At 60.4% G+C, this 22,399-nt stretch carries 21 protein-coding genes; 15 read left to right on the top strand and 6 right to left on the bottom strand.

The window, feature by feature from the left end; genetic code table 11:
• The first annotated feature begins 2 nt into the window (after positions 1–2).
• Positions 3–1,073, top strand: a complete 1,071-nt coding sequence (dadX, locus tag V1599_RS15300; RefSeq protein WP_112012482.1) for a catabolic alanine racemase DadX — start codon at positions 3–5, stop codon at positions 1,071–1,073.
• Between the two features lie 46 nt (positions 1,074–1,119).
• On the opposite strand, the gene V1599_RS15295 is transcribed toward dadX, so the two are convergent.
• Positions 1,120–2,853, bottom strand: coding sequence for a potassium/proton antiporter (locus tag V1599_RS15295; RefSeq protein ID WP_112012483.1), 1,734 nt, complete (start codon positions 2,851–2,853; stop codon positions 1,120–1,122).
• Between the two features lie 97 nt (positions 2,854–2,950).
• Positions 2,951–3,865, bottom strand: a complete 915-nt coding sequence (gene ldcA, locus V1599_RS15290) for a muramoyltetrapeptide carboxypeptidase (protein ID WP_112012484.1) — start codon at positions 3,863–3,865, stop codon at positions 2,951–2,953.
• Positions 3,866–3,971: 106 nt separating this feature from the next.
• Here ldcA and emtA point away from each other — a divergent pair, with 106 nt between their 5' ends.
• Positions 3,972–4,583: a membrane-bound lytic murein transglycosylase EmtA gene (gene emtA, locus V1599_RS15285; RefSeq protein WP_395300359.1), complete on the top strand. Its 612-nt coding sequence runs from the start codon at positions 3,972–3,974 to the stop codon at positions 4,581–4,583.
• A 35-nt stretch (positions 4,584–4,618) separates the two neighbouring features.
• Here the strand turns inward: emtA and V1599_RS15280 are convergent, their stop codons facing one another.
• Positions 4,619–5,350, bottom strand: coding sequence for a flagellar brake protein (locus V1599_RS15280; protein WP_395300358.1), 732 nt, complete (start codon positions 5,348–5,350; stop codon positions 4,619–4,621).
• Between the two features lie 204 nt (positions 5,351–5,554).
• Here V1599_RS15280 and V1599_RS15275 point away from each other — a divergent pair, with 204 nt between their 5' ends.
• Positions 5,555–5,809 (top strand): GlsB/YeaQ/YmgE family stress response membrane protein, encoded by a 255-nt coding sequence (locus V1599_RS15275; protein WP_112012487.1) that lies wholly within the window; start codon positions 5,555–5,557, stop codon positions 5,807–5,809.
• Positions 5,810–5,919: 110 nt separating this feature from the next.
• The gene (locus V1599_RS15270; protein WP_395300357.1) at positions 5,920–8,025 is read left to right on the top strand and encodes a TonB-dependent siderophore receptor; all 2,106 of its coding nucleotides are present in this window, start codon (positions 5,920–5,922) and stop codon (positions 8,023–8,025) included.
• Positions 8,026–8,112: 87 nt separating this feature from the next.
• Here V1599_RS15270 and V1599_RS15265 read toward each other — a convergent pair whose 3' ends face one another.
• Together V1599_RS15265 and V1599_RS15260 are read right to left on the bottom strand one after the other, a co-directional pair.
• A complete protein-coding gene (locus V1599_RS15265) occupies positions 8,113–9,795 on the bottom strand; it encodes an alpha,alpha-trehalase (RefSeq protein ID WP_395300356.1) in 1,683 nt (560 codons plus the stop codon).
• A 126-nt stretch (positions 9,796–9,921) separates the two neighbouring features.
• Positions 9,922–10,878, bottom strand: a complete 957-nt coding sequence (locus tag V1599_RS15260; RefSeq protein WP_395300355.1) for an AraC family transcriptional regulator — start codon at positions 10,876–10,878, stop codon at positions 9,922–9,924.
• Between the two features lie 116 nt (positions 10,879–10,994).
• Between V1599_RS15260 and V1599_RS15255 the strand changes: the two genes are divergently transcribed.
• The 3 genes from V1599_RS15255 to V1599_RS15245 all read left to right on the top strand — a co-directional run bounded on the left by V1599_RS15255 (position 10,995) and on the right by V1599_RS15245 (position 14,087).
• Entirely contained in the window at positions 10,995–12,182 is a 1,188-nt protein-coding gene (locus V1599_RS15255) for an MFS transporter (RefSeq protein ID WP_112012491.1), read from the top strand.
• Positions 12,183–12,349: 167 nt separating this feature from the next.
• On the top strand, positions 12,350–13,294 hold the full coding sequence (locus tag V1599_RS15250) for a fatty acid desaturase (RefSeq protein WP_395300354.1): 945 nt from the start codon (positions 12,350–12,352) through the stop codon (positions 13,292–13,294).
• Positions 13,287–14,087 (top strand): phosphate/phosphite/phosphonate ABC transporter substrate-binding protein, encoded by an 801-nt coding sequence (locus V1599_RS15245; RefSeq protein ID WP_395300353.1) that lies wholly within the window; start codon positions 13,287–13,289, stop codon positions 14,085–14,087. Before V1599_RS15250 ends, V1599_RS15245 begins: the two co-directional genes overlap by 8 nt.
• Before the next feature lie 91 nt (positions 14,088–14,178).
• Here V1599_RS15245 and V1599_RS15240 read toward each other — a convergent pair whose 3' ends face one another.
• Positions 14,179–15,471 (bottom strand): hypothetical protein, encoded by a 1,293-nt coding sequence (locus tag V1599_RS15240; RefSeq protein WP_395300352.1) that lies wholly within the window; start codon positions 15,469–15,471, stop codon positions 14,179–14,181.
• A gap of 250 nt (positions 15,472–15,721) precedes the next feature.
• On the opposite strand from V1599_RS15240, the gene V1599_RS15235 reads away from it, so the two are divergent.
• From V1599_RS15235 to V1599_RS15200, 8 genes are all read left to right on the top strand, one after another.
• Positions 15,722–16,255: a fimbrial protein gene (locus V1599_RS15235; protein ID WP_112012495.1), complete on the top strand. Its 534-nt coding sequence runs from the start codon at positions 15,722–15,724 to the stop codon at positions 16,253–16,255.
• A 49-nt stretch (positions 16,256–16,304) separates the two neighbouring features.
• Positions 16,305–16,862: a fimbrial protein gene (locus V1599_RS15230; protein ID WP_112012496.1), complete on the top strand. Its 558-nt coding sequence runs from the start codon at positions 16,305–16,307 to the stop codon at positions 16,860–16,862.
• Positions 16,862–19,363 carry an outer membrane usher protein gene (locus V1599_RS15225; protein WP_395300351.1) on the top strand — a complete coding sequence of 834 codons (2,502 nt, stop codon included), beginning with the start codon at positions 16,862–16,864 and terminating at the stop codon, positions 19,361–19,363. Before V1599_RS15230 ends, V1599_RS15225 begins: the two co-directional genes overlap by 1 nt.
• An 81-nt stretch (positions 19,364–19,444) precedes the next feature.
• Positions 19,445–20,197, top strand: coding sequence for a fimbria/pilus periplasmic chaperone (locus V1599_RS15220; RefSeq protein ID WP_395300350.1), 753 nt, complete (start codon positions 19,445–19,447; stop codon positions 20,195–20,197).
• A 5-nt stretch (positions 20,198–20,202) separates the two neighbouring features.
• Positions 20,203–20,796 carry a fimbrial protein gene (locus V1599_RS15215; RefSeq protein WP_395300349.1) on the top strand — a complete coding sequence of 198 codons (594 nt, stop codon included), beginning with the start codon at positions 20,203–20,205 and terminating at the stop codon, positions 20,794–20,796.
• Between the two features lie 10 nt (positions 20,797–20,806).
• Positions 20,807–21,304, top strand: a complete 498-nt coding sequence (locus V1599_RS15210) for a fimbrial protein (protein WP_395300348.1) — start codon at positions 20,807–20,809, stop codon at positions 21,302–21,304.
• Between the two features lie 9 nt (positions 21,305–21,313).
• Entirely contained in the window at positions 21,314–21,835 is a 522-nt protein-coding gene (locus V1599_RS15205) for a fimbrial protein (RefSeq protein WP_395300347.1), read from the top strand.
• Positions 21,836–21,844: 9 nt separating this feature from the next.
• Positions 21,845–22,399 (top strand): fimbrial protein, encoded by a 555-nt coding sequence (locus tag V1599_RS15200; protein ID WP_395300346.1) that lies wholly within the window; start codon positions 21,845–21,847, stop codon positions 22,397–22,399.

Below are 22,399 nucleotides of genomic sequence, written 5' to 3'. Positions count from 1 at the left end.
TCATGTCCCGTCCTGTTCTGGCTCAGCTGGACCTGCAGGCCCTGAAGGATAACCTGCAAATTGTCCGCCGCGCCGCGCCGGGTTCCCGCGTCTGGTCGGTGGTGAAAGCGAATGCCTACGGCCACGGTATCGACCGCATCTGGAGCGCGCTCGGCGCCACCGACGGTTTTGCCCTGCTGAATCTTGAGGAGGCCATTCTGCTGCGCGAGCGCGGCTGGAAGGGGCCGATTCTGCTGCTGGAAGGGTTCTTCCACGCGGGCGACCTTCCGCTGCTGGATAAATACCGGCTCACCACCAGCGTGCACAGCAACTGGCAGGTGAAAGCCCTCCAGGATGCGAAGCTGCATGCGCCGCTGGATATCTACCTTAAGGTCAACAGCGGCATGAATCGCCTGGGCTTTCAGCCCGAGCGGGTGCACACGGTCTGGCAGCAGCTGCGCGGGCTAAAGAACGTGGGCGAGATGACGCTGATGGCCCACTTTGCCGATGCGGAAAAGCCGGATGGCATAGTCGATGCAATGGTGCGGGTGGAGCAGGCCGCGGAAGGGCTGGACTGCCCGCGCTCGCTCTCCAACTCCGCCGCGACGCTGTGGCACCCGGAAGCCCATTACGACTGGGTACGCCCCGGCATAATCCTCTACGGCGCATCCCCGTCCGGCCAGTGGCAGGACGTTGCCAATAGCGGCCTCAGGCCGGTCATGACCCTGCGCAGCGAAATCATCGGCGTGCAGACGCTGAAGGCGGGAGACACGGTTGGCTACGGCAGCCGCTATCGCGCATCGGGCGAGCAGCGCATTGGGATCGTGGCGGGCGGCTATGCGGACGGCTATCCGCGCATCGCGCCTACCGGCACGCCGGTATGGGTTGACGGCGTGAGGACCGGAACGGTCGGTACGGTATCAATGGACATGCTGGCCGTTGACTTAACGCCGTGCCCGCAGGCGGGGATCGGCTCGCCGGTCGAGCTGTGGGGCAACGAAATCAAGATTGACGATGTGGCCTCCGCGGCGGGAACGGTCGGGTACGAGCTGTTGACCGCGCTGGCACCACGGGTGCCGGTTGTGACGGTGTAACATCGGTTCTGCCGGGTAAGCGTAAGCGCCACCCGGCAATAAAGAGCTACTCCGACTCCTCGTCCATCGGCTTCACGCCGACTTTCCGCACCGCGTTATCCTCTTTCTCCGCCACCGTCCAGACCATTCCGGCGAACTCAACCTGGTCGCCCACGACGGGGGCTGCGCCCAGCAGCTGCTGAACGATCTCGCCCAGCGTCTGCTGCTTATCGCGGTACTCTAGCCCCTCGTCCAGGCCATAGATCAGCGCTACGTCGGCGAACTTGGCGCTGGCTTCCAGAATGAAATCGCCGAAGAAGCGCTGGTCCAGCGCGACGGGCGGCGACTGGCTGAACAGCTTGCCCAGCGCGGGAAGATCCGCCTCGCGCCCGATAACGCACAGTATATCCCCTTCGCGCAGGCGCGTGCTGCCGGTTGGATGCAGCAGGACGTTGTCGCGGAACAGGGCGGCAATGCGCGTTTCGGCGGGCATATGCAGATCGCGCAGCGACGCGCCCACGCACCATTTGTCCGCGCTGAGCTGGTAAACAAACTGCTCCCACGGGTTTTCCGGGTGAATATCCAGCCCCACGCGCGAAACGGGCAGGCCAACCGGCGGCACGACGACCTTCGCCTTTTTCGCCGCCCAGCCGAGCGAGGTACCCTGGAACAGCAGCGAGATCAGCACCACGAAGAACGCCACGTTGAAGAATAGCCTGGCGTTTTCAAGGCCGGCCATCATCGGGAAAACGGCAAGGATGATCGGCACCGCGCCGCGCAGTCCGACCCAGCTGATAAAGACGCGCTCGCGCAGGTTAAACCCGCGAAACGGCAGAAGGCCCGCAAACACCGACAGCGGGCGGGCGAAGAAGATCATCCACGCCGAAAGAATCAGCGCCGGGATGGCAATCGGCAGCAGGTCGGACGGCGTCACCAGCAGGCCGAGGACCAGGAACATGGCGATTTGCGCCAGCCAGGCCAGCCCGTCGAAGTTTTGCAGAATGGCGTGGCGGTTGCGAATAGGGCGATTGCCGAGCAGGAAGCCGCAGAGATACACCGCCAGAATGCCGCTGCCGTCGAGCGCGGTCGTCAGCGCGAAAATCAAGATCCCGCCGCTCAGCGCCAGCAGGGGATAGAGGCCCGCCGGGAGGGAGATGCGGTTGATCATCTGCTGCAGCAGGTAGCCGCCGCCGAGGCCGAGGATAATCCCCAGCCCAAACTGCTGCAGGATATGCCAGGCAAAGAGCCAGCTCAGCCCGGTTTCGTGCTGCTGAATCATCTCAATCAGGGTGATGGTCAGAAAGACCGCCATCGGATCGTTGCTGCCGGACTCAATTTCGAGCGTAGATCCGACGCGCTCGTTCAGCCCTTTGCCTCCGAGCAGCGAAAACACCGCTGCCGCATCCGTCGAGCCGACGATGGCGCCGATCAGCAGGCCTTCCATGATGTCCAGATGAAACAGCCACGCCGCCATCATGCCCGTCAGGCCGGAGGTGATCAGCACGCCCACGGTTGCCAGCGACAGTGCCGGACCGAGCGCGACGCGAAACGAGCTGGCCTGGGTGCGCATCCCGCCGTCCAGCAGGATCACCGCCAGCGCGAGGTTACTCACCATATAGGCAAAGGGATAATTATCGAACGGAATTCCGCCGATGCCGTCAATACCGGCGAGCATGCCGATAGCGAGAAAAATCACAAGGATGGGTATGCCGAGGCGCGATGAGAAAGAACTTAATAAAATGCTAAAGGTCACGAGGACCGAACCGATAATGAAAAGGCTAATTATTGCTGCGGCATCCAATGTTGTTTTACTCCCACCTTAATCAAGCTGTCTCTATTAAAACCCTAACATATTAACGGCACGAACAGCGTTTAATTAAGGCGGAATGATTGGTTTTTTATGCCTTTATGACCGGATGTCCGCTTAACGTTAATCTGCAGCCGGAATTATCGTGCACAAAGGAGGCCTGCGCGCCGAGCGGCAGAGTCACGGTTTGCTGCTCGTGGCCGAAATTCAGCCCGGTAATGACCGGAATATCCAGGCGCGAGCGGATAAAATCAACCATCGTTTCCAGCGTATAGCCGTCGTCATAATCATTAGGTTCTGAGCCGCTGAAGCTGCCTAAAATAATCGCCGACTGTTTCGCCAGAACCCCGGCGTAATAGAGCTGCAGCAGCATGCGCTCGACGCGGAACGGGTGTTCGTTGATGTCTTCCAGCACCAGGATCCCGTCCTCAATCTGCGGCAGCCACGGCGTGCCGAGAAGCGAGACCAGCATCGCCAGGTTTCCGCCCCACAGCTGGCCCTCGCACGCCCACTGCGGCCCGCTGCCCTGCCACTCCACGCTGAAGGTTGGGTTTTGCAGCGCTCGCCAGAAGTGCTCCTCGGTGAACGCGTTAAGCTCCGGCGCGCCGAAGTTCCCGGCCAGCATCGGGCCGCTAAAGGTGATGACGTTATGCGTTGCCAGCAGCCCAAGCTGGATGGCGGTGAAATCGCTGTGCCCGCAGATCAGCAGCGGATCGCGCTGCTGGCGCGCGGCCAGCCCCTGCCAGTCGATGCTCTCCAGCAGGCGGCTGGCGCCGTAGCCGCCGCGCACCGCCAGCACGATGTTGTTCGCGCCCTCAAGATTCACCAGGCCGTTGATATCGTTCAGCCTTTGCGCTTCCGTCCCGGCAAACCGCTGGGCGCGGCGGGGAAGGATTGCCTGATTTTCCACCCGGTGGCCGGATTCGCGCAGGCGCTGGACGCCCCGCTGCGCTGCCTCCTGATTGATGCAGTAGCCGGAGGGGGCGATAAGATGAATCTGAGACATGGCAATTCCTTGCTGAATGAGAAGCGAATAGTCTATATCATGCCGCTTATCCGCTGCCCGCTTCAAGGGGGGCGTACCGCGATCACCGGCTATAAGGATAGATGACGTGAAATTGAGATGGTTTGCTTTTTTGATTGTGCTGCTGGCTGGCTGTAGTTCAAAGCAGGGTTACAAAAATCCCCCCTGGAATCCTGAGGTGCCGGTGAAACGCGCCATGCAGTGGATGCCGATCAGCGAGCAGGCCGGGAAAGCCTGGGGCGTCAGCCCGCGCCTGATCACGGCGATCATCGCCGTGGAGTCCGGTGGTAACCCTACGCTGGTGAGCAAATCGAACGCGGTGGGCCTGATGCAGATTAAGGCGTCAACGGCGGGCAGAGAGGTTTACCGCTATATGGGCTGGAGCGGGCAGCCGTCGACCAGCGAGCTGAAAAACCCGGAGCGTAACATCTCTATGGGTACGGCGTATCTGAGCATACTTGAACACGGCGTGCTGAAGGGGATTGAAGATCCCGAGGTGATGCAGTACGCGCTGGTGGTCTCCTACGTCAACGGGGCAGGGGCGCTGCTGCGCACCTTCTCGTCCGATCGTAAGGAAGCCATCGAGGAGATTAACGACATGGACAAAGACGAGTTCGTCGAGCACGTCGCGAAAAACCACCCGGCACCGCAGGCGCCTCGCTACATCTGGAAAGTGCAGAAAGCGATGGACGCTATGTAATGCCGCCGTCGGGCGGCCATCCTGCCCGACGCGCCTTACAGAACCTTATTAGCGCGCTCGCGCGCCTCGCGCTCCAGCGAGAAGATGATGCGCTGAAGCTCACGCTCGGCCGCAGGCCCCACGTTCAGAAAGCGGAAGCTCAATCGCGGGGTGGTAATGGTCTCATTTTTACCGTCCACCACCTTGCGCTCGCTGATGGCAATCAGCTGGGCGTCGAACCAGAAGCGGCCAAATCCCCCCATATCCAGCTCAATCTGCGAGAAGCGCATGCCCTCGACCAGCCCGTCGGGCTTGGGCGTGTCCAACAGCGCGCCCATGCCGCCTAAAGACAGGTCGAAAAGCCGAAAGCGGATCTCATTTTTGTTCGGCATTTTGGCTTTGCAGAAGTAGGCGGGATGCAGAGGCGCGCTGATGCGAAAATATTCCCGGCGCTGAATAAACCACAGGTTAGTGGGTAACGAAGAGGTAAAGGCGGGCAGCCCCTGAAAGACGCTCGGCTCAAGACGCGGCAGGACGAACTCGACTTTTGCGCCCTGGGTTTCCGCCGTAACCGAAATGTTCTCGGCGCGCAGGGCGGCGCGGTTTTCCTGCTCCTGGCTGCCCAGGTCGATAATCAGCGCGTCCGGCGAGGCGTCCAGAATTTTGCTGATGAACTGGCTGCTGGCCCAGCTGATGCGCAGCGGCACGTCGCCTTTTTGCAGGTCGCGCAGCACGCCTAGCACAGCCAGCGGATTTTGTTTCAGGAACTGCTCACTGTAATGACTCACGCCAGATGGCTCCTCGTTAGGTGACGGACTGTCTGTGGGTTATCGGCAGCGCGGGGTGAAACTTAATACAAACCGATGATTTTTTTTATGCGCAGGCCAATTTAAGTCGGTGAGTTGAAACTGATTTTCTGCCGATGGCCTATACTTAAGTAACCTGCGCAGAAGGGCTTCTGTGCATGCATTCATCTGCAAGAGGGCATCGCTATGGGTATTATCGCCTGGATTGTTTTTGGTCTTATTGCCGGCGCTATCGCCAAACTGCTTATGCCGGGGCGCGACGGCGGCGGCTTTATCTTGACCTGTGTCCTGGGTGTCGTGGGTGCGGTTGTTGGCGGCTGGCTGGCGACGATGTTCGGCGTAGGAGGGAGCATCAGCGGCTTCAACCTGCACAGCTTCCTGGTGGCCGTGGTCGGTGCCGTCGTGGTCCTGATCGTGTTTCGGCTGCTCAGGCGCGCATAAAAAATCTCAGGCGGCTCTCTTCGGAGGGCCGTTTTTTTGTTTTGTCTTGATTTGCTAATCGAAATGATAATAATTGTCGTTCACAATATTATATATAACAAGACGACACTATGAATACCACTCGTTTCGCGTCAGGCGCGCTGGCAGGAGCCGTAGCGCTGGCATTGCAGATTCCCGCGTTCGCTGAAGAATCCACCATTCTGGTTACCGGCGCAGAGCAGGGAAGCGACCTGCCCGCCTGGACCAACAGCGCCACCAAGTCCGCGGTGGCCGAAAGTAAAACGCCGCAGGTGATCAATACCGTCTCTGCCCCGCAAATCGAGCAGCGCCACGCCAGCTCCGTGAACGAGATCCTCCGCTACGCGCCGGGCGTATCGACAGAAGTGCGCGGCAACACCTCCTACATGAGCGAATACAAAATCCGCGGGTTCACGGTCGACCAAGAGTTCTATAACGGGCTGCAGCTGCCGTATAACGTCACGGGCAACACCAAGGCGCGCATTGATCCGCTGCTGATTGAGAGCGTCGATATCCTCAAAGGGCCTTCCTCGGTGCTGTACGGCGGCGGCTCGCCGGGCGGCCTGGTCAATATTCAAAGTAAAAAGCCGCAGAAGGCGGCGAAAACCGAGCTGGGCTTTACCACCGGAAACCGCAATCTGAAGGAGGGCTATCTCGACTCCACCGGCCAGATTGCCGACAGCGACTGGAGCTACCGCCTGCTGGGCAAAGCGACGGAGAACGACGACCAGCCGCACACCACGCGCTACGAAAACTATCTGGTGGCTCCGTCCGTAACCTGGCAGCCGGACGGCAAAACGCGGCTCACCGTCGACGCGCTGGCGCAAAACACCCCGAGCCTGTCGCCGTCTAACCCGCTGCCGCTGTCATACCTGCGCTCGCAGTACGCCGATCGCCGCGCTTTCGCCGGGGATGAGTGGAGCGGCTTTAAGCAGCGCCAGTGGATGTTGGGCTACAGCTTTGAGCACGAGTTCGACAGCGGCTGGGGATTCAGCCAGAAGGCGCGCTACTTTGACGTCGATACCCACCAGCGCAGCGTGTACGCCACGGGCACCGGCAGCGAGGTTTATGAGCTGAACCGCTTTGCCTACACCACGGATGAGGATCTTAAGAGCTTCAATATTGATAACCAGGTGACGAAGACCGTGGCGCTGGGCGAGTGGCAGCACCACCTGCTGGCCGGTTTTGACTACCAGAAGATGGATTCGCACTTCCACTACCGCTACGCGTCGGCCGCGACGCCGGGCATCGATATGCGCAATCCGGACTATTCACAGATTGACGAGGGGGCGCTGGGGCTGTACACGGCGCAGAAAAACCGCCTTAGCTACCAGCAAAACGGCTACTACGTTCAGGATCAGATTGAGTTTGGCGGATTAAACCTGCTGGCCAGCCTGCGCTACGACGACTATCGCTCCGTCACGACCGACTACCTGAAAAACGGCGACAAGGCGTGGGTCTCTCAGGACCGCGTGACCAAGCGTCTGGGCGCGCTCTACGCGTTCGACAACGGCCTGTCCCCGTTCATCAGCTATTCGGAAGGCTTTGCGCCCGTCTCGCCGCAGGGCACCCTGACGGCAAAAGACGTCAAGCCAACCACCAGCAAACAGGTGGAGGGCGGGGTGAAATACCTGCTGGCCGACTACGCGACGACCTTCACCGCCTCGGTGTTTAACATTCGCCAGAAGAACGTGGTGACGTCCGATCCGGGCTTCCTGAACTACCGTCAGACCGGGGAAGTGGAATCGAAAGGGGCTGAGCTGTCGGCAATCAGCCGCCCGACGGACAGCCTGACGCTGATTGCTAACTACGCCTATACCCACGCCATCAACACGCAGGACGATAAGTATCAGGGCAAACGCCCAACGCAGGTGCCGGAAAATGCGTTCAACCTGTGGGGAGACTACGCCTTCGACAGCACGCCGCTGAAGGGGCTGACCCTGGGCGCGGGCGCGCGCTACACCGGGCCGATGGAAATATCGCCGACCAACGACGCGGGCAGGCTGGGCGGAACGACGCAGTACGATCTTGCGGCGTCGTATCAGATGGGGGAAATCTCGCCTTCGCTCAAGGGGCTGACGCTCAAGGCCAGCGCGCAGAACGTCACCAACAAGGAGACGCTAACCTGCTACGACGCGACCAACTGCTGGATCGGGCGCGACCGGACGTATCAGCTCGGGGCGAGCTACAGCTTCTAAAAAAAAGCCCGGTGGCGCTAATGCCTACCGGGCCTGAACGTTCAGCGCAGGCCGGGTAGGGCGTAGCCGCCACCCGGCAGTGCTCGCTTACTGCGCCGCACTTTTCTGCGGTGCAGCCTCGTCATTCGCCGCAGGCTGATTCTCCGGCACGCTGTCGCACGGCTTCTCTTTCGGGCAGACCAGGTCCAGCATTTTGAGCGTCACGCCGTTGCTCCAGCCAAAGCCGTCCTGCAGCGGATACTCACCGCCGCCGCCGCCCGTCCCGGTGGAGGAGACATCGTATTTCTCCACCAGCTTTTTCTCACGGTCATAGGTGTGCTGCACGTTTTTCAGGAAGCGCCAGGTTACGTCCATCGCCACCTTGTCCTGCCCGTAGTTTTGCAGCCCCTCTACCGCCACCCACTGCAGCGGCGCCCAGCCGTTCGGCGCGTCCCACTGCTGTCCGCTGTTGACCGTGGTGGTCGAAATGCCGCCGGGCTTGAGCAGGCGCGAGGAGGCAACCGCCGCAACCTTATCCGCACGATCCTGCGCCGCGGCCTTCACGTAAAGCGGGAACAGCGCCGCGGCCGTCAGCTGATTGCGCACCTTTTTGCTCTTGAGATCGTAATCGGCGTACCAGCCTTCCTTGCTGTTCCACAGGTGGCTTTCAATCGCCTTTTGCCGCGCGCTTGCCGCCGCGTCGTATTTGCTGGCGCTGGCGGCATCGCCTTCATCCTGGCTGGCGCGCGCCAGCAGCTTCTCCATTTTGAACATCAGCGCGTTCAGGTCCACGGGAACAATGCTGGTGGTGCGGATGGTGCCGAGCTTTTGCGGATCGTCCATCCAGCGGGAGCTAAAGTCCCAGCCGGACGCGGCGGCGGAGCGCAGGTCGCGGTAAATCTCCGTGGCCGGGCGGTTCGGGTTGCTTTTTGCTGTCGTCACGTCGTCAAGCCACGACTCCGGGCGCGGCGTGTCGCTGTCGTCCCAGTAGCGGTTGAGGATCGTGCCGTCGTCCAGCTTGACCACGCGCTTGTTAGCCTGTCCGGGCTGCAGGGCATCGACGCCGTCCATCCAGTAGGCGTACTCTTTTTCCATCTGCGGACGGTATTTTTTCAGCGCGCCCTCGTCGTGGGTTGCCAGCAGCTCAACCATCAGCGAGAAGAACGGCGGCTGGGAGCGGCTTAAATAGTAGCTGCGGTTACCGTTGGGAATATGCCCGTAGGTGTCGATTTCATAGGCGAAGTTGTCCACCATATCGCTGATTTTATCCCAGTGGCCGCTCTCGGCCAGCCCCAGCATGGTGAAGTAGCTGTCCCAGTAGTAAACCTCGCGGAAGCGTCCGCCCGGCACAACGTACGGTTTTGGCAGAGGCAGGAGAGAATCCCACTTCTCGGCCTTGTCGGTTGTGCGGGTCAGCACGGGCCAGAGGTCGTCAATATGTTCGCGCAGGGTTTGGCCCGCGGGCGGGACGTATTTCTCACCCTCTTTTGGCAGGGTGAAGTTCAGGTCAACAAAGCGGCGAAGATCGAAACCGGACTGGACGCGCTGCATGCGGTAGTCCGCGAGGATCATCAGCGGATCGCTGTTCGGCACGGCGTCGGCGAAGGTTTTTTGATCCGGGAACAGCTTCGCGCTCTGCACGTCATTAAAGAGGGGACCGAGCAGAACGTCGGGGGAATTTTTCTGCCCCGCGGGCAGATCGTCTGCGTAACCCCACGCGGAAAATCCCAGTAGAGCGCCTCCCAGTGCAAGATGCAAAAGCGCGGGGCGGAGTGTATGAGGTCTTGTCATCGGTTATTCTCCTGTATTCGATGAGCAGCGTGGCCACTGTTGTCAATCACCTGAAAACCTTAGACGAATTTGCGCGGCTTCGCGTGTTCCATCTCCCATTTTGCACATAACCAGACGATTTCCCGGTCAGATTTCCTCCGCGGATGGGATCGATTCCCGCAGCGCGCCCGGCGCGTGCCCGACAATCCGTTTAAACGCCCGGCTAAACGCGGCCAGCGATCCGTAGCCCAGGCGCAGCGCCACGGTTTCGATGGGCTGATGCTCGTGGCGAATGTACTGCACCGCGAGGCGCATTCTCAGCTCGCTAAGGTATTTCGCCGGAGTGGTGCCCGTGGCGGAGAGGAAACGCTCCGCAAAGACCGAGCGCGATGTTCCGGCCTCCCTGGCCAGGTCCGCCACGCTCCAGTTGACGCCGGGCTGCTGGTGCATGGCGTAAATCGCCCGGCTCAGGCGCGGATCGCGCAGCACCTGCACCCAGCCGGTCGCTTTGCCGCATCCCGCCTCTACCCAGCCGCGCACGATAAGCGCCGCCACCACGTCCGCGAGGCGCGCGAGGATGCCCGCATAGCCCACCTGGCGCGTCATGGACTCGCGCTCCATCGCGGCCAGCAGCGGGTGGATCTCCGGCCAGGTCGACATCAACCGGCTGACCATCATCACCTCCGGCATCGCCTTGATTAACGGCTGCATGCCGCCAAGCTCAAAGTCCATGCAGCCGCTGAAAATCACCGTGTTCTCGCGCTCCGGGCACGGCTTGCAGGAGATGGCGCAGACCGTATTGCAGATGGCCTCGCTGGGGAAGGCGTTGACCGGCGTCACCTCGGCCTGTTCGTCCGAGAGCAGCACGTGAGCGTTAGCGTTGGGGATAAACAGCGCGTCGCCGCCGCCGAGCGCAAAGGTCGCGCCGCTCTCCATGCGCAGCAGCGCCGTGCCGCGGCTCACGAAGTGAAACTGCGCCTTGCCGGGCGACTGGTGAAACGCCACGCCAAACGGTGCGCTGGCCTCGATCCGCCGGTATTTCACCCCGGACAGGCGCATGCCGCGCAGAAGTTCGCTAATTAAATCGGGGGAATGGGCGGTCATGAAGGTAACTCCGGACGAATTATCAATAAGTGAAGATTATATGTCATAGATCGTCCACGGGGAACGCTCTATGCTTTTGCGACATTAGTCACATTTTTATAACGGGAGTACAACAGATGAATCAATGTGTCGCGGCGAGCGAGGCGATTGCGCCTGCAAAGCCCGCCTGGCGGGCCGTCTATTCACTGGGGCTGGGCGTGTTTGGCCTGATCACCGCCGAGTTTCTGCCCGCCAGCCTGCTGACGCCGATGGCCGCAAGCCTGGGCGTATCGGAAGGCATGGCCGGGCAGGCGGTAACCGCCACGGCGCTGGTGGCGCTGGTCACGGGGCTGCTTATCACCTCGGCGACCAAAAGCATCGACCGCCGCTGGGTGCTGATGTTCTTTTCGGTGCTGCAAATCATCTCCAGCCTGCTGGTGGCCTTTGCGCCGACGCTGCACGTACTGCTGTTAGGACGTCTGCTGCTGGGCGTCGCTATCGGTGGTTTCTGGGCCATGTCTACCGCAACGGCGATGCGCCTGGTGCCCGCCGATAAGGTGCCGAAGGCGCTGGCGGTGATTTTCTCCAGCGTCTCCATTGCCACGGTGGTCGCCGCGCCGCTCGGCAGCTATCTCGGGAGCCTGATCGGCTGGCGCAACGTCTTTATCCTCTGCATCGTGCCGAGCATGGTGGCACTGCTGTGGCAGCTGTGGGTTTTGCCGTCGATGAAGCCGGAGAGCAGCGGCGGGCTGGCGACGCTGTTCCGCGTGCTGCGCCGTCCGGGAATGATCGGCGGGATGCTGGCGACCATTTTGATCTTCAGCGGCCATTTCGCCTTCTTTACCTATCTGCGCCCGTTCCTCGAAACGGTGGGGCAGGCCAGCGTCGAAACCATCTCGCTGATCCTGCTGGGCTTTGGCGTAGCAAACTTTGTCGGCACCTCAATCGCCGGGCATCTGCTGGCGCGCAACCTGCGCCTGACGCTGGCGCTGGTGCCGTTCGCCATGGGCGTGCTGGCGCTGATGATGGTGGCGTTCGGTCATCTGGCGATGCTCGACGGGCTGCTGGTGGCGATGTGGGGCTTTGCCTTTGGCCTGGTGCCGGTGGGCTGGTCGACGTGGCTTGCGACCACCGTGCCGGACGAGGCTGAAAGCGCGGGCGGCCTGCTGGTGGCGTCTATCCAGCTGGCGATAAGCGCGGGCGCGGCGGGCGGCGGTGTGGTGTTCGACCTCAACGGTGCCAGCGGCGTGTTTGCCGGAAGCGGCCTGCTGCTGGTCACCGCAATGATCATCGTCTTTATGGGCGTAAAGGTCAAAGCGGCGTAAACGGCTGGCCCGGTCGCTAAAGGGGCCGGGCCAAAGGGCTGAGGTACTTCACACGCGCGGCTTCACCGCTTTTCGGCAAAGCAACGCGATATAAGTTCGTTGTGCATTCAGGCGCGTTCCCGGATCGTCAGAGGCTATTGTCACTGACGGGAAGGGCACCTGAAGGAATGAGCCACTATTTAGACGAGCAGCAGCGCAACCAGATCCACCGACTTTCCCGCCGCTTCCTGTGGCGCACGGAGCTGCCGACCTGGGGCGTGATTCTCACCGTTTACGGCGGCTGGTTTGCCACGCTCGCCGTTTGGGAAACGCTGGGGCTGCTGCCCGCCACGCTGCTGTTGATCGTTCTTACCGCCTGGTATATGGCGCTCCAGCACGAGCTGATCCACGGTCATCCGACGCGATATCCTCGTTTGAACCAGCTGTTCGGCACGCTGCCGCTGGCGGTGTGGTATCCCTACGGGCTGTACCGCGATTCCCACCTGGCGCACCATCGCAATGAAACGCTTACCGTCCCAGAGGACGATCCCGAATCCTACTACTTCACCGAGCGGAGCTGGGCGGGGTTTTCCCCCTGGCGCAAGCGGCTCATTCGCGCGCGCAATACCTTCCCCGGACGCCTGCTGCTGGATATTATCCAGACGCTGGGCAGCGCGGCGGCAGCGTTTCGCCAGCGCGACGGGCGGAGCATCGCGATGTGGCTGATCCACCTCGGGCTGCTGGCGCTGTTGCTCGCCGGAATGGTGCACCTTGGCTTTTCGCCGGTCTGGTATCTGCTGGCGGTAAGCTACCCCGCGCTGGCGCTGACCAAGATCCGATCCTTCATGGAACACCGCGCGGCGGACGATCCGCTGGCACGATCGGCGATCAACGATGCGGGCGCGTTCTGGCGCGTTCTCTTTCTGAATCTCAACTACCATTCAGTACATCACGATCTCCCCGGCGTGCCCTGGTACGGGCTTAAGACGGTTTATGAGCAAAATCGTGAAGCGTACCGGCGGCAAAACCACGGTTTTGTCGTCAACGGCTACAGCGAATGGCTGCGCCAGTTCTGGGGAAAACCCATTGACGTCACCGTTCATCCCAGAGTGAAAAAAGACCACCATGAGTAGCGTGCTCGCCTTTCCCATGTACGCGGTGAACCGCAGTGAGACGCTGGCGCTGCGGCAGGCGGTTTTCGCCCTGCTGCAGGCGCGCGGCGTAATCATTCCCGAGCGCTCCCCGGCCTGGCCGGAGGGCGACCTGCTGAGCCACTGGCGTCAGCCGGATCTGATCCTGAGCCAGACCTGCGGCTATCCGCTGGTGACCGCGCTGCCGGACGTTCAGGTCGTGGGCTGCTTTGAATACACCGCGCCCGGCTGCGAGGGCGTTGACTACCGGAGCCTGCTGGCGGTGCGCGAGGAGGATAAGCGCCTCGCGCTTGCCGACTTTCGCGGGCGGCGGGCGGTGTGCAACTCGGCGGACTCCCAGTCCGGCTACAACGCGCTGCTGAAGACGATCGCGCCGCTTGCGGTGAAGGGGCGGTTTTTCGAACGCCTTCACTTCAGCGGCAGCCACCGTCAGTCGCTGATCGATGTAATTAGCGGGCGAGGGGATATCGCCGCCGTAGACTGCGTCACCTGGGCGCTGCTGGCGCGGCATGAGCCGCAGCTGCTTGAGGGACTGGCGGTGATGGGGCAAACGCCGCTCGCGCCGGGGCTGCCGCTGATTACTTCCGGGAAAACGTCGCCTGAAACGCTGGCGATCCTGCGCGATGCGCTGCATACGCTGGCCAGCGCGCCGCGGTATAAAGATGTGTGTGACTCAATGCTGATTGGCGGCTTTAGGGCGATGTCGCGCCAGCCGTATTCGCTTCTGCTCGACTGGCGCGGGGAGGCCGAAAAGCAGCGGGTGTCCAGGCTTTAGCGCTTAATAAGAGCGCAGGGGAATTAACAAAAAAAATCCACGCCGGGGCGTGGATTTTAAACGTGACTCTCGTGGAGAGGGTCAGGCGCGGTTAGACGTGGCTTTCGTAATCGCTACCGCTGTCGGACTCAACGTCGCTGACGTAGTTATTACCGGTTTTTGCCGCCTCAAGGAGTCGCTGGTAGCTGTTTTCCAGCTTCTCTTTCTTGACGACCAGCCTGCTGATGCTGTCATCATGACGCGCAGCTGACTGTTTAACTTCAGGGTCGGCCATACGCTCGGCTTTTTCTTCGATATCCTTCTTAAGCGCGGCTGCATTATTAATTGTGCTATCGATAAAATTAATTCGCTTCGCTAACGTGTTCAGCGCGCGGTTACCGGTTTCACCCATCTCCTGGAAACCTTCCTGATATTGCGCAATTCGTGCGTCATATTTTGACTGTAGCGGCGAACGCTCTTCAGCCTTAATGGCCGCGATCTGCGCGTCTCGGGATGATTCCAGGCGGCGAATGTCATGCTTAATGTTCGCGACCTCATGTTGCGCATTATTATATTTCTTAATGCGGGTAAGGAACGCTGCGCCGCTATCGCTTAGCACCTCTTTTGTGGTCGTAGCGGAATAGGTGCGTCGACCCTCTACCACAATGGTCTTGGTGCCAAACATCTTTTCAGCATACGCAGACGTAGCCATTTTTTCCTTAAGGAATTTATTGGTTTGCGCTTTGGCCAAATCATTTAATACATCGGTTTTTCCATGTTTAGTCAGGAAATTAACAAGCTCAGGCTCGCGTTTATTAATTCTGCGAATGTCTACCTTCAGCCTGTCAATGTCGCTGTTCATTTTTTGGGTTAATTTATCAATGCGTTTTTCCTGATCTTCGCTAATTTGCTGTGGAGTGATCTGCTCTAATTTCTGCTTCTCAACAGCCACGAAATCTTTTGCTTCATTTCGTTTATCAATCATTTCATGCACCAGGTTTTTATCAGATTTGGCGCTTTCAACCTGGCTGTTTGCCGCTTTCGTCTTGTATGCAATCTCTTTGCTAAGGTGTTCAACCTCAATGTTTTGGCTAGCCTGGAAAATACGGTCGCCAATATTGTTCAGCTGGGCGAGCTTCTTGTCGTGGATATTTGATTCCTGCTTCTCAAGCTTGACCTTAACATTTTCAATGAATGACTCGACGTTTTTAGAATCTTTAATGTCGAAGTTTTTACTCATTCGATCGCTCAGGCTGGCGAGTAATTCTTTACTGTTCGCCACGCCGCCCATTTTATCCAGCGTTTTATTAATGGTTTTAAGATCGCTTTTATGCACCCGTTCTGAAGTTCCCAGGCTATCAAGGGCAGCAATAAATCGATTTGTTTCACGTACGGTTAACGACATAATTTCCTCGCTTGGCATTAAATCAAAATATAAAACCGTTCACAGGAGCGGTTTAGCTAACGGGATGTATAGTGTCATGCGCTATTGCAAGCTTCTTGCAAAAAACGCTTTTTACTGAAAAGGGCCTATTTTTACGGTGTCGTTTTTTGAAAGTTGTGCCGGTAAAAATTAAGTAGATTAAAGCCACTAACTCTATGCGGATAACGTGTGTGTTGGTGTTATCTATTAACTTTTACAGGAATGAACAACGATGCAATTAACCAAATGGGCCTGGGCGCTCGGCATGACGACCACCGTACTCGCCGGACAGGTGCAGGCGGCCGATCAGGGTCACGGCAAGGTCACATTTACCGGCGCTATTATCGACGCCCCTTGTTCAATTACCCCCGATACCATTGAACAGACCGTAGACCTGGGTGAAATTTCCAACAAAGCGCTGGCGAACGGCGGGAAATCGCGTCCGCGTCCGTTTGATATCAAGCTGGAAAGCTGCGATCTCGCTGGCCTGACGGATAAAACGGTCACCATCACCTTCACCGGTTCAGAATCCAGCGCCCAGCCGGGCTACCTGGCGCTGGTGGGCACGGCCAGCGGCGCGGCCATCGGCATTACCAATGACAATGGCACCAATATCCCGCTTGGCACGCCGAGCTCGGCTACCAAAACCCAGCAGGGTGATAACACCCTGACCTATGCCGCTTACCTGCAGGGGAACGGCGCCACGTCCTCCGTGGTGCCGGGCGAGTTTACCTCGGTTGCCAACTTCACCCTGGCTTACCAGTAAGACGACGTTGGCCTAGCGGCCGTCTGGTTCGGTTTTTTGCGGGAAATCTATGAAACGTAGCGCTTCATTTGTCACGCCTGTGCGGCTGCTGTGGCTGACGTTGCCCTTCGTCTGCGCGGGCGCAGCGGCGGCGAACGCCACCGGCCAGGGGCATGGCAAGGTCAGCATGCAGGGGGCGATTATCGATACGCCCTGCGCGATCAAGGTCGATAGCCGCGATCAGGCGATCGACCTCATCACGATGCCGTTGGATCAGATCATCAATGCTGGGGTCGGGCCATCAAAGCCGTTCAGCATTCACCTCGAGAACTGCGCGCTGGAGCCGATGCTGCCAAACCATCCTGACTGGTCACATTTTCGCGTCACCTTCGACGGGGCCATCACCGATGGCTCGCTCTTCGCGCTTCGCGGCGAGGCCCGCGGGATCGGTCTGGAAATTCTGGACGCCGCAGGCAACCGCATGCAGCCGGGTATCGCCTCTTCGTCGGGGCAGCTACAGCCCGGCACCATGCGCCTTGATTACAGCCTGCGGCTGGTGGGTAACCACCAGAAGCTGCGCGCGGGTGCGTACCAGACGACGGTGCGTTTCAAACTGGATTATTTTTGATGAGGCACGTTTTTAACTATTCGGGCATTGCGGTGGTGGTCAGCCTGGCTCTGCAGGGAGGAATGACTAAGGGGTATGCGGCGCAAAGCATTCAGTTTAATACCGACGTGCTGGACGTCAGCGATCGGGCGCATATCGACCTGAGTCAGTTTTCCCGCGCCGGTTTTATTATGCCGGGAAAGTACCAGATGGTGGTTCGCCTGAACAAAACCGAGCTGCCCGAACAGCCGCTCGGTTTTCTGGCGCCGGACGATGACCCAAAGGGCAGCGAGGCGTGCCTGACGCGCGACCTCGTGGCGCAGCTTGGGCTTAAATCCACGCTGCAAAGTTCGCTCACCTGGTGGCATGACGGCACCTGCCTGCAGCTGGCGAGCCTGCCGGGGGCCAGCCAGCGCGCGGACCTGGGATCAAACACCCTTTACCTGAGCATTCCTCAGGCCTACCTCGAATACACCGCCGAGAATTGGGATCCTCCCGGCAGCTGGGATGAGGGGATTGGCGGGGCCATTTTTGACTATAACCTCAACGGCCAGTCCTCGCGGTATGCGACGGGGAGCCGCCGCGAGATGAAATCGCTAACGGGCAACGGCACGACCGGATTTAACGTCGGCGGCTGGCGGGTGCGCGCGGACTGGCAGGCGCGCTATAGCCATAGCGACGGGATGTATCAGGACAGCCAGCGCGAGTGGACGTGGAGCCGCTACTACGCGTGGCGGGCGCTGCCGTCGCTGAAGTCGAAGCTGATGATGGGGGAGAACTACCTCAACTCTGGGCTGTTTGACAGTTTCCGCTACACGGGAAGCAGTCTGGAGTCGGATGACAATATGCTGCCGCCCAACCTGCGCGGCTATGCGCCGGAGGTGGTCGGCGTGGCGAAGACTAACGCGAAGGTCACGATTAGCCAGCAGGGACGCGTGCTGCACGAAACGACCGTGGCGGCAGGTCCGTTTCGCATTCAGGATCTGAACACGGCGGTTTCCGGTACGCTGGACGTGGAGATACAGGAGCAGGACGGCACCGTTCGCCATTTCCAGATGGATACCGCCAATATTCCCTACCTGACGCGTCCGGGGATGGTGCGTTACAAGCTGGCGCTGGGCAAGCCGTCGGACTACCGCCACAACAGCGTGGGGCCAGGATTTGCCACGGGGGAGTTTTCGTGGGGGATCAACAACGGCTGGTCGCTCTACGGCGGCAGCCTGCTGGCGGGCGACTATAACGCGCTGGCGACCGGCGTCGGGCGTGACCTGCTGGCCCTGGGGGCGGTCTCGTTTGACTTCACCGAGTCGCGTGCGGTGTTGCCGCAGACCGGCAGCCGGTCCGGCGGCTCCTGGCGCCTCAGCTACTCCAAGCGCTTTGACGAATACGACAGCCAGGTCACCTTTGCGGGCTATCGCTTCTCGCAGCGTAACTTTATGAACATGGCCGAGTATTTAAACGCGCGCTATCACGGCATCGCCGGGAATAACAACAAAGAGCTCTACACCATTGCGTTTAACAAGCAGTTTCGGCAGCTGGGGCTGAGCGCCTACGTGAACTACAGCCACCAGACCTACTGGGACCGCCCGGATAACGATACCTACAACCTCTCGCTATCGCGCTTTTTCGATGCCGGAGAGCTTAAAAACCTTGGCCTGACCCTGTCGGCCTATCGCACCCTTTATAACCACACGCGCGACGATGGCGCCTATCTTAGCCTCTCGGTGCCGTGGGGCAACGGGGGCACGCTCAACGTCGACGGTCAGGCGGGCAGTTCAGGCAACGGGGCGACGGTCGGCTATTTCGACACCATTGACGCAAACAATACCTACCGGATTAAGGCCGGGGTTGCACGGCAGGGCCGGGCGGTCAGCAGCGGGTACTTTACGCACAAGGGCGACGTTGCCGAGATGACCGCCAATACCACCTATGAGGAGGGGCGCTACCGCTCCTGGGGCGGCGCGATTCAGGGCGGCCTGACGGCGACGCCGGAGGGCGTGGCGATGCACCGGGTGAGCAGCATGGGCGGGACGCGCATGATGGTTGATACGGCGGGCATTGCCGGGGTCCCCGTCCGCGGATACGGCGCGGCAACGCAGACGAACCGCTTTGGCAAGGCGGTGGTGGCGGATATCAGCAATGGCTACCGCAGCAGCGTCAGCGTGGACGTGAACAACCTGGCCGACAACGTCGAGGCAACGCGGTCGGTAGTGCAGGGGACGCTGACGGAAGGGGCCATCGGCTATCGCCGCTTTGGCATGATTGCCGGCGAAAAGGCGATGGTGCGGCTGCGTCTTGCGAACGGCAGCGTTCCACCGTTCGGCGCGACGGTGCTCAGCCATCGCGAGGGCCAGGCCGGGATCGTCGACGATGACGGCATGGTATGGCTCACGGGGATGGTCAGCGGAGAGTCGATGCGGGTGATGTGGGATGGGCAAACGCAGTGCGTCGTGACGCTGCCGAAGCCCCTGCCGACCGACGTCCGCATTCTGCCGTTAACCTGCCAACCGCAGCAGATATAGCATTTCAGCCCTCCGCGACCGCGGGAAAAACAACCGGGCCACCGTACTTTGCGATGGCTCAACAACAGCGAGTATATCCATATGAATCATCATTTATCGCTCACGGGGATTGGTGCAGTGCTGATCTCCGGGCTGCTTTGCCAGAGCGTGCAGGCGGCCGTTACGCTCGACCGCACGCGGGCCGTGTTCAACGGCGCAAACCGATCGATGAGCCTGAACATCACCAACCAGAACAAGGCGCTGCCCTACCTGGCGCAGGCGTGGATTGAGGATGAAAAGGGGAACAAAATCAGCGGTCCGCTGGCGGCGCTGCCGCCGCTGCAGCGGGTAGAGCCCGTGGGGAAGGGGCAGGTAAAGCTGCAGCTTACCGACGATGCCCGGTCGCTGCCGCAGGACAGGGAATCCATCTTCTACTTTAACCTGCGCGAAATTCCGCCCAAAAGCAGCAAGGCCAATACCCTGCAGATTGCGCTGCAAACGCGCATCAAGCTTTTCTACCGTCCGGCCGCGCTGCAGCTTGACCGCGATAAGGCCCCGGATCTCTGGCAGAAAAAGCTGGTTCTGACCCGCCACGGCGAAGGCTACCGCGTCAGCAACCCCAGCCCGTACTACGTGACGCTGGCCGCCGCGTACAATCAGCCGGGCGGCGCGCCCATTGCCGGGTTTGACCCGGTGATGATTGCCCCGTTCTCTGAATCGCCGCTCACCGTGAAGGCGGGCGCGCTCGGCAGTAAGCCCATCATGACCTGGATTAATGACTACGGCGGTCGGCCAAAGCTGATGTTCAGCTGCGCGCACGACGTTTGCCGGGTTGTGGACAGCAGGGCTGGATAAGCACGATGAATGAAACGACAACACGCGCCGCGGTGCTGCTTTTCGCCAGCGCCCTCTGTCCGGCAATGCCGGCCTTCGCCGATGCGGACGGCTGGGATGTGGAAGGGCAGCACGGCGAGCTGCACGTCTACGGCGAGTTTGTAGAGGGCGCCTGCCGCCTCGAGATGGTTTCGCAAAATCAGGAGATCGATCTGGGGCGCATCACCACGTCGCTGCTGCAAACGGTGGGTGCGCGCGGGGAAGCGCAGGCGTTTATCCTGCGGCTGCGCGACTGCGTCCACGTCGGCGGTAACATGCTTGATATGCGCACGGGCAACCGCTACTGGGATCGCGAACAGCCAATGGTCAGCGTGACCTTTACTGCTCCCGCCGATCCGGATACGCCCGAGCTGGTCAAGGTCAACGGCGTAAGCGGGATGGGCCTGCGCATCACCGACAGCGAGGGCCGCGACGTTCGTCTCGGCCAGCGCGGCGTGCCGCATTTCATCGTGCCGGGAAACGGTGCGCTGCTGTACCGCGTGCAGCCGGAACGCACGGCGCAGGCGCTGTCGTCCGGCGAGTGGCGCGCGACGGTAGGATTTGAACTGGACTATGACTAAGGAGCGCCTCATGAAACGTCTAAGCCGCGTCGCGAGCGCGCTGATGCTGCTGGCCGCCGCCGGCGCGACCGCCGGGCCGGGGGCCAGCAACGTGGACATCGCCATTACCGGCGAGGTGATTGCGACCGCGTCCTGTACCTTCTCCAGCAGCGAGCCGATTAGGGTCGAATTTGGCGATGTGTACATCAATGAGATCGTGGGGACCGCGTATCGCCAGGCGATCCCGTATCAGGTGAGCTGCAAGGGCGACCCGGACGGCAAAACGGTGCAGATGCAGGTATCCGGCACGGCCGCGGGCGGCGATACCAGCAGGCTGCAAACCGATGCCAGCGGGCTGACGATAACGATCCAAAACGGCAGCGCGACCCTGCCGCTTAATCGCTGGATCGATTTTGACAGCAGCAGCCCGCCCTCGCTGTATGCGGTGCTGGAAAAAGCGAGCGGCGCCCGGTTTCAGGACGGCCAGGCGTTTAACGCCACGGCAACCCTGAAAGTGGCCTACAACTGAGGCGAGACGATGATTCACACCTCCTTTATCCGCAGCCGGACGCGTCTGCGCGGCGCAATTTTTACCCTGGCGCTCGGCGCCTGCGGGCCTGCTTTCGCCGCCGCGACCGGAGACAGCAGCGACATCGCGTTTCACGGCACGCTGAAGATCCACCCCTGCCACATCAATAACGACCGTGACCTGAGCATTCATTTCGACAATGTCGGTATCCACAAGGTGGACGGTCAGCGCTACAGGCAGACCATTGGCTACCAGCTGGTTTGCGATGACATCGATCCGACCTGGCGTTTGACCATGATTGTGAAGGGCAGCGCCGCCTCCTTTGACGCCAGCGCGCTCAGCACCAACGCCCCGGGGCTGGGGATCAAGATCCTGCAGAACGGGCAGCCGTTCGAGATCAACAAGGCGCTGGATATTACCTATCAAAATCCGCCAACCCTGGAGGCGGTGCCGGTAAAAGATCCGAACGTCAGCGAGCTGAGCGAAGGCGCGTTTAGCGCAACCGCGACGCTGCTGGCGGAATACCTGTAAGGAAACAGCATGAACACACTCTACACGCGGCGCGGGGCGCTGGGATTACTGTTGCTCATCGCCACCCACGCCGTCTTCGCGGCGGAGGGCGGCCTAAAAGAGGTGAGTAACAATCTGCGGTTTGACGGCCAGCTGGTGGCCGATCCCTGCGAGCTCGATCCCGCCTCCGCGGCCATTACCCTCGATTTTGGTACGGTAATCGACACGTACCTCTATTTACATACCCGCACCCACGCGCAGCCGTTCGTTATCAGGCTTAAAGAGTGCGACCTGACGCTGGGCAACCAGGTTGAGGTGACCTTTAAGGGTGCGGAGAGCGGGGAGCTTCCCGGCCTGCTGGCCGTGACGTCTCCCGCCGATAGCGGCCTGGCCATCGGCATGTCGCTGCCGGACGGCACGCCTTTACCGTTTAACCAGACGGTGCCTGCCTTTTCACTCCAGAGCGGCACCAGCGAGCTGACGCTGGAGGGGTACGTGATGGGTGAGCCGGGCGCGCTCGCCAACAAAACCCTGCGCCGCGGCGAGTTTAGCGCGCTGGCGACGTTTGAGCTTAATTATCCCTAG

Source organism: Enterobacter sp. ECC-175 (genome assembly GCF_043968675.1).
Lineage (GTDB): Bacteria > Pseudomonadota > Gammaproteobacteria > Enterobacterales > Enterobacteriaceae > Enterobacter.
Note: the sequence above shows the minus strand (reverse complement) of the source record. Positions and strands in the feature narration are given on the sequence as shown.

Bases quoted from the DNA above. Each gene is read 5' to 3' on its own strand.
- V1599_RS15255 (WP_112012491.1), top strand. From the start codon at position 10,995: ATGAATCAATGTGTCGCGGCGAGCGAGGCGATTGCGCCTGCAAAGCCC.
- V1599_RS15230 (WP_112012496.1), top strand. From the start codon at position 16,305: ATGAAACGTAGCGCTTCATTTGTCACGCCTGTGCGGCTGCTGTGGCTG.
- V1599_RS15270 (WP_395300357.1), top strand. From the start codon at position 5,920: ATGAATACCACTCGTTTCGCGTCAGGCGCGCTGGCAGGAGCCGTAGCG.
- V1599_RS15220 (WP_395300350.1), top strand. From the start codon at position 19,445: ATGAATCATCATTTATCGCTCACGGGGATTGGTGCAGTGCTGATCTCC.
- V1599_RS15240 (WP_395300352.1), bottom strand. From the start codon at position 15,471: ATGTCGTTAACCGTACGTGAAACAAATCGATTTATTGCTGCCCTTGAT.
- V1599_RS15265 (WP_395300356.1), bottom strand. From the start codon at position 9,795: ATGACAAGACCTCATACACTCCGCCCCGCGCTTTTGCATCTTGCACTG.
- V1599_RS15205 (WP_395300347.1), top strand. From the start codon at position 21,314: ATGATTCACACCTCCTTTATCCGCAGCCGGACGCGTCTGCGCGGCGCA.
- ldcA (WP_112012484.1), bottom strand. From the start codon at position 3,865: ATGTCTCAGATTCATCTTATCGCCCCCTCCGGCTACTGCATCAATCAG.
- V1599_RS15215 (WP_395300349.1), top strand. From the start codon at position 20,203: ATGAATGAAACGACAACACGCGCCGCGGTGCTGCTTTTCGCCAGCGCC.
- V1599_RS15260 (WP_395300355.1), bottom strand. From the start codon at position 10,878: ATGACCGCCCATTCCCCCGATTTAATTAGCGAACTTCTGCGCGGCATG.
- V1599_RS15245 (WP_395300353.1), top strand. From the start codon at position 13,287: ATGAGTAGCGTGCTCGCCTTTCCCATGTACGCGGTGAACCGCAGTGAG.
- V1599_RS15225 (WP_395300351.1), top strand. From the start codon at position 16,862: ATGAGGCACGTTTTTAACTATTCGGGCATTGCGGTGGTGGTCAGCCTG.
- V1599_RS15235 (WP_112012495.1), top strand. From the start codon at position 15,722: ATGCAATTAACCAAATGGGCCTGGGCGCTCGGCATGACGACCACCGTA.
- V1599_RS15210 (WP_395300348.1), top strand. From the start codon at position 20,807: ATGAAACGTCTAAGCCGCGTCGCGAGCGCGCTGATGCTGCTGGCCGCC.
- V1599_RS15275 (WP_112012487.1), top strand. From the start codon at position 5,555: ATGGGTATTATCGCCTGGATTGTTTTTGGTCTTATTGCCGGCGCTATC.
- dadX (WP_112012482.1), top strand. From the start codon at position 3: ATGTCCCGTCCTGTTCTGGCTCAGCTGGACCTGCAGGCCCTGAAGGAT.
- V1599_RS15250 (WP_395300354.1), top strand. From the start codon at position 12,350: ATGAGCCACTATTTAGACGAGCAGCAGCGCAACCAGATCCACCGACTT.
- V1599_RS15200 (WP_395300346.1), top strand. From the start codon at position 21,845: ATGAACACACTCTACACGCGGCGCGGGGCGCTGGGATTACTGTTGCTC.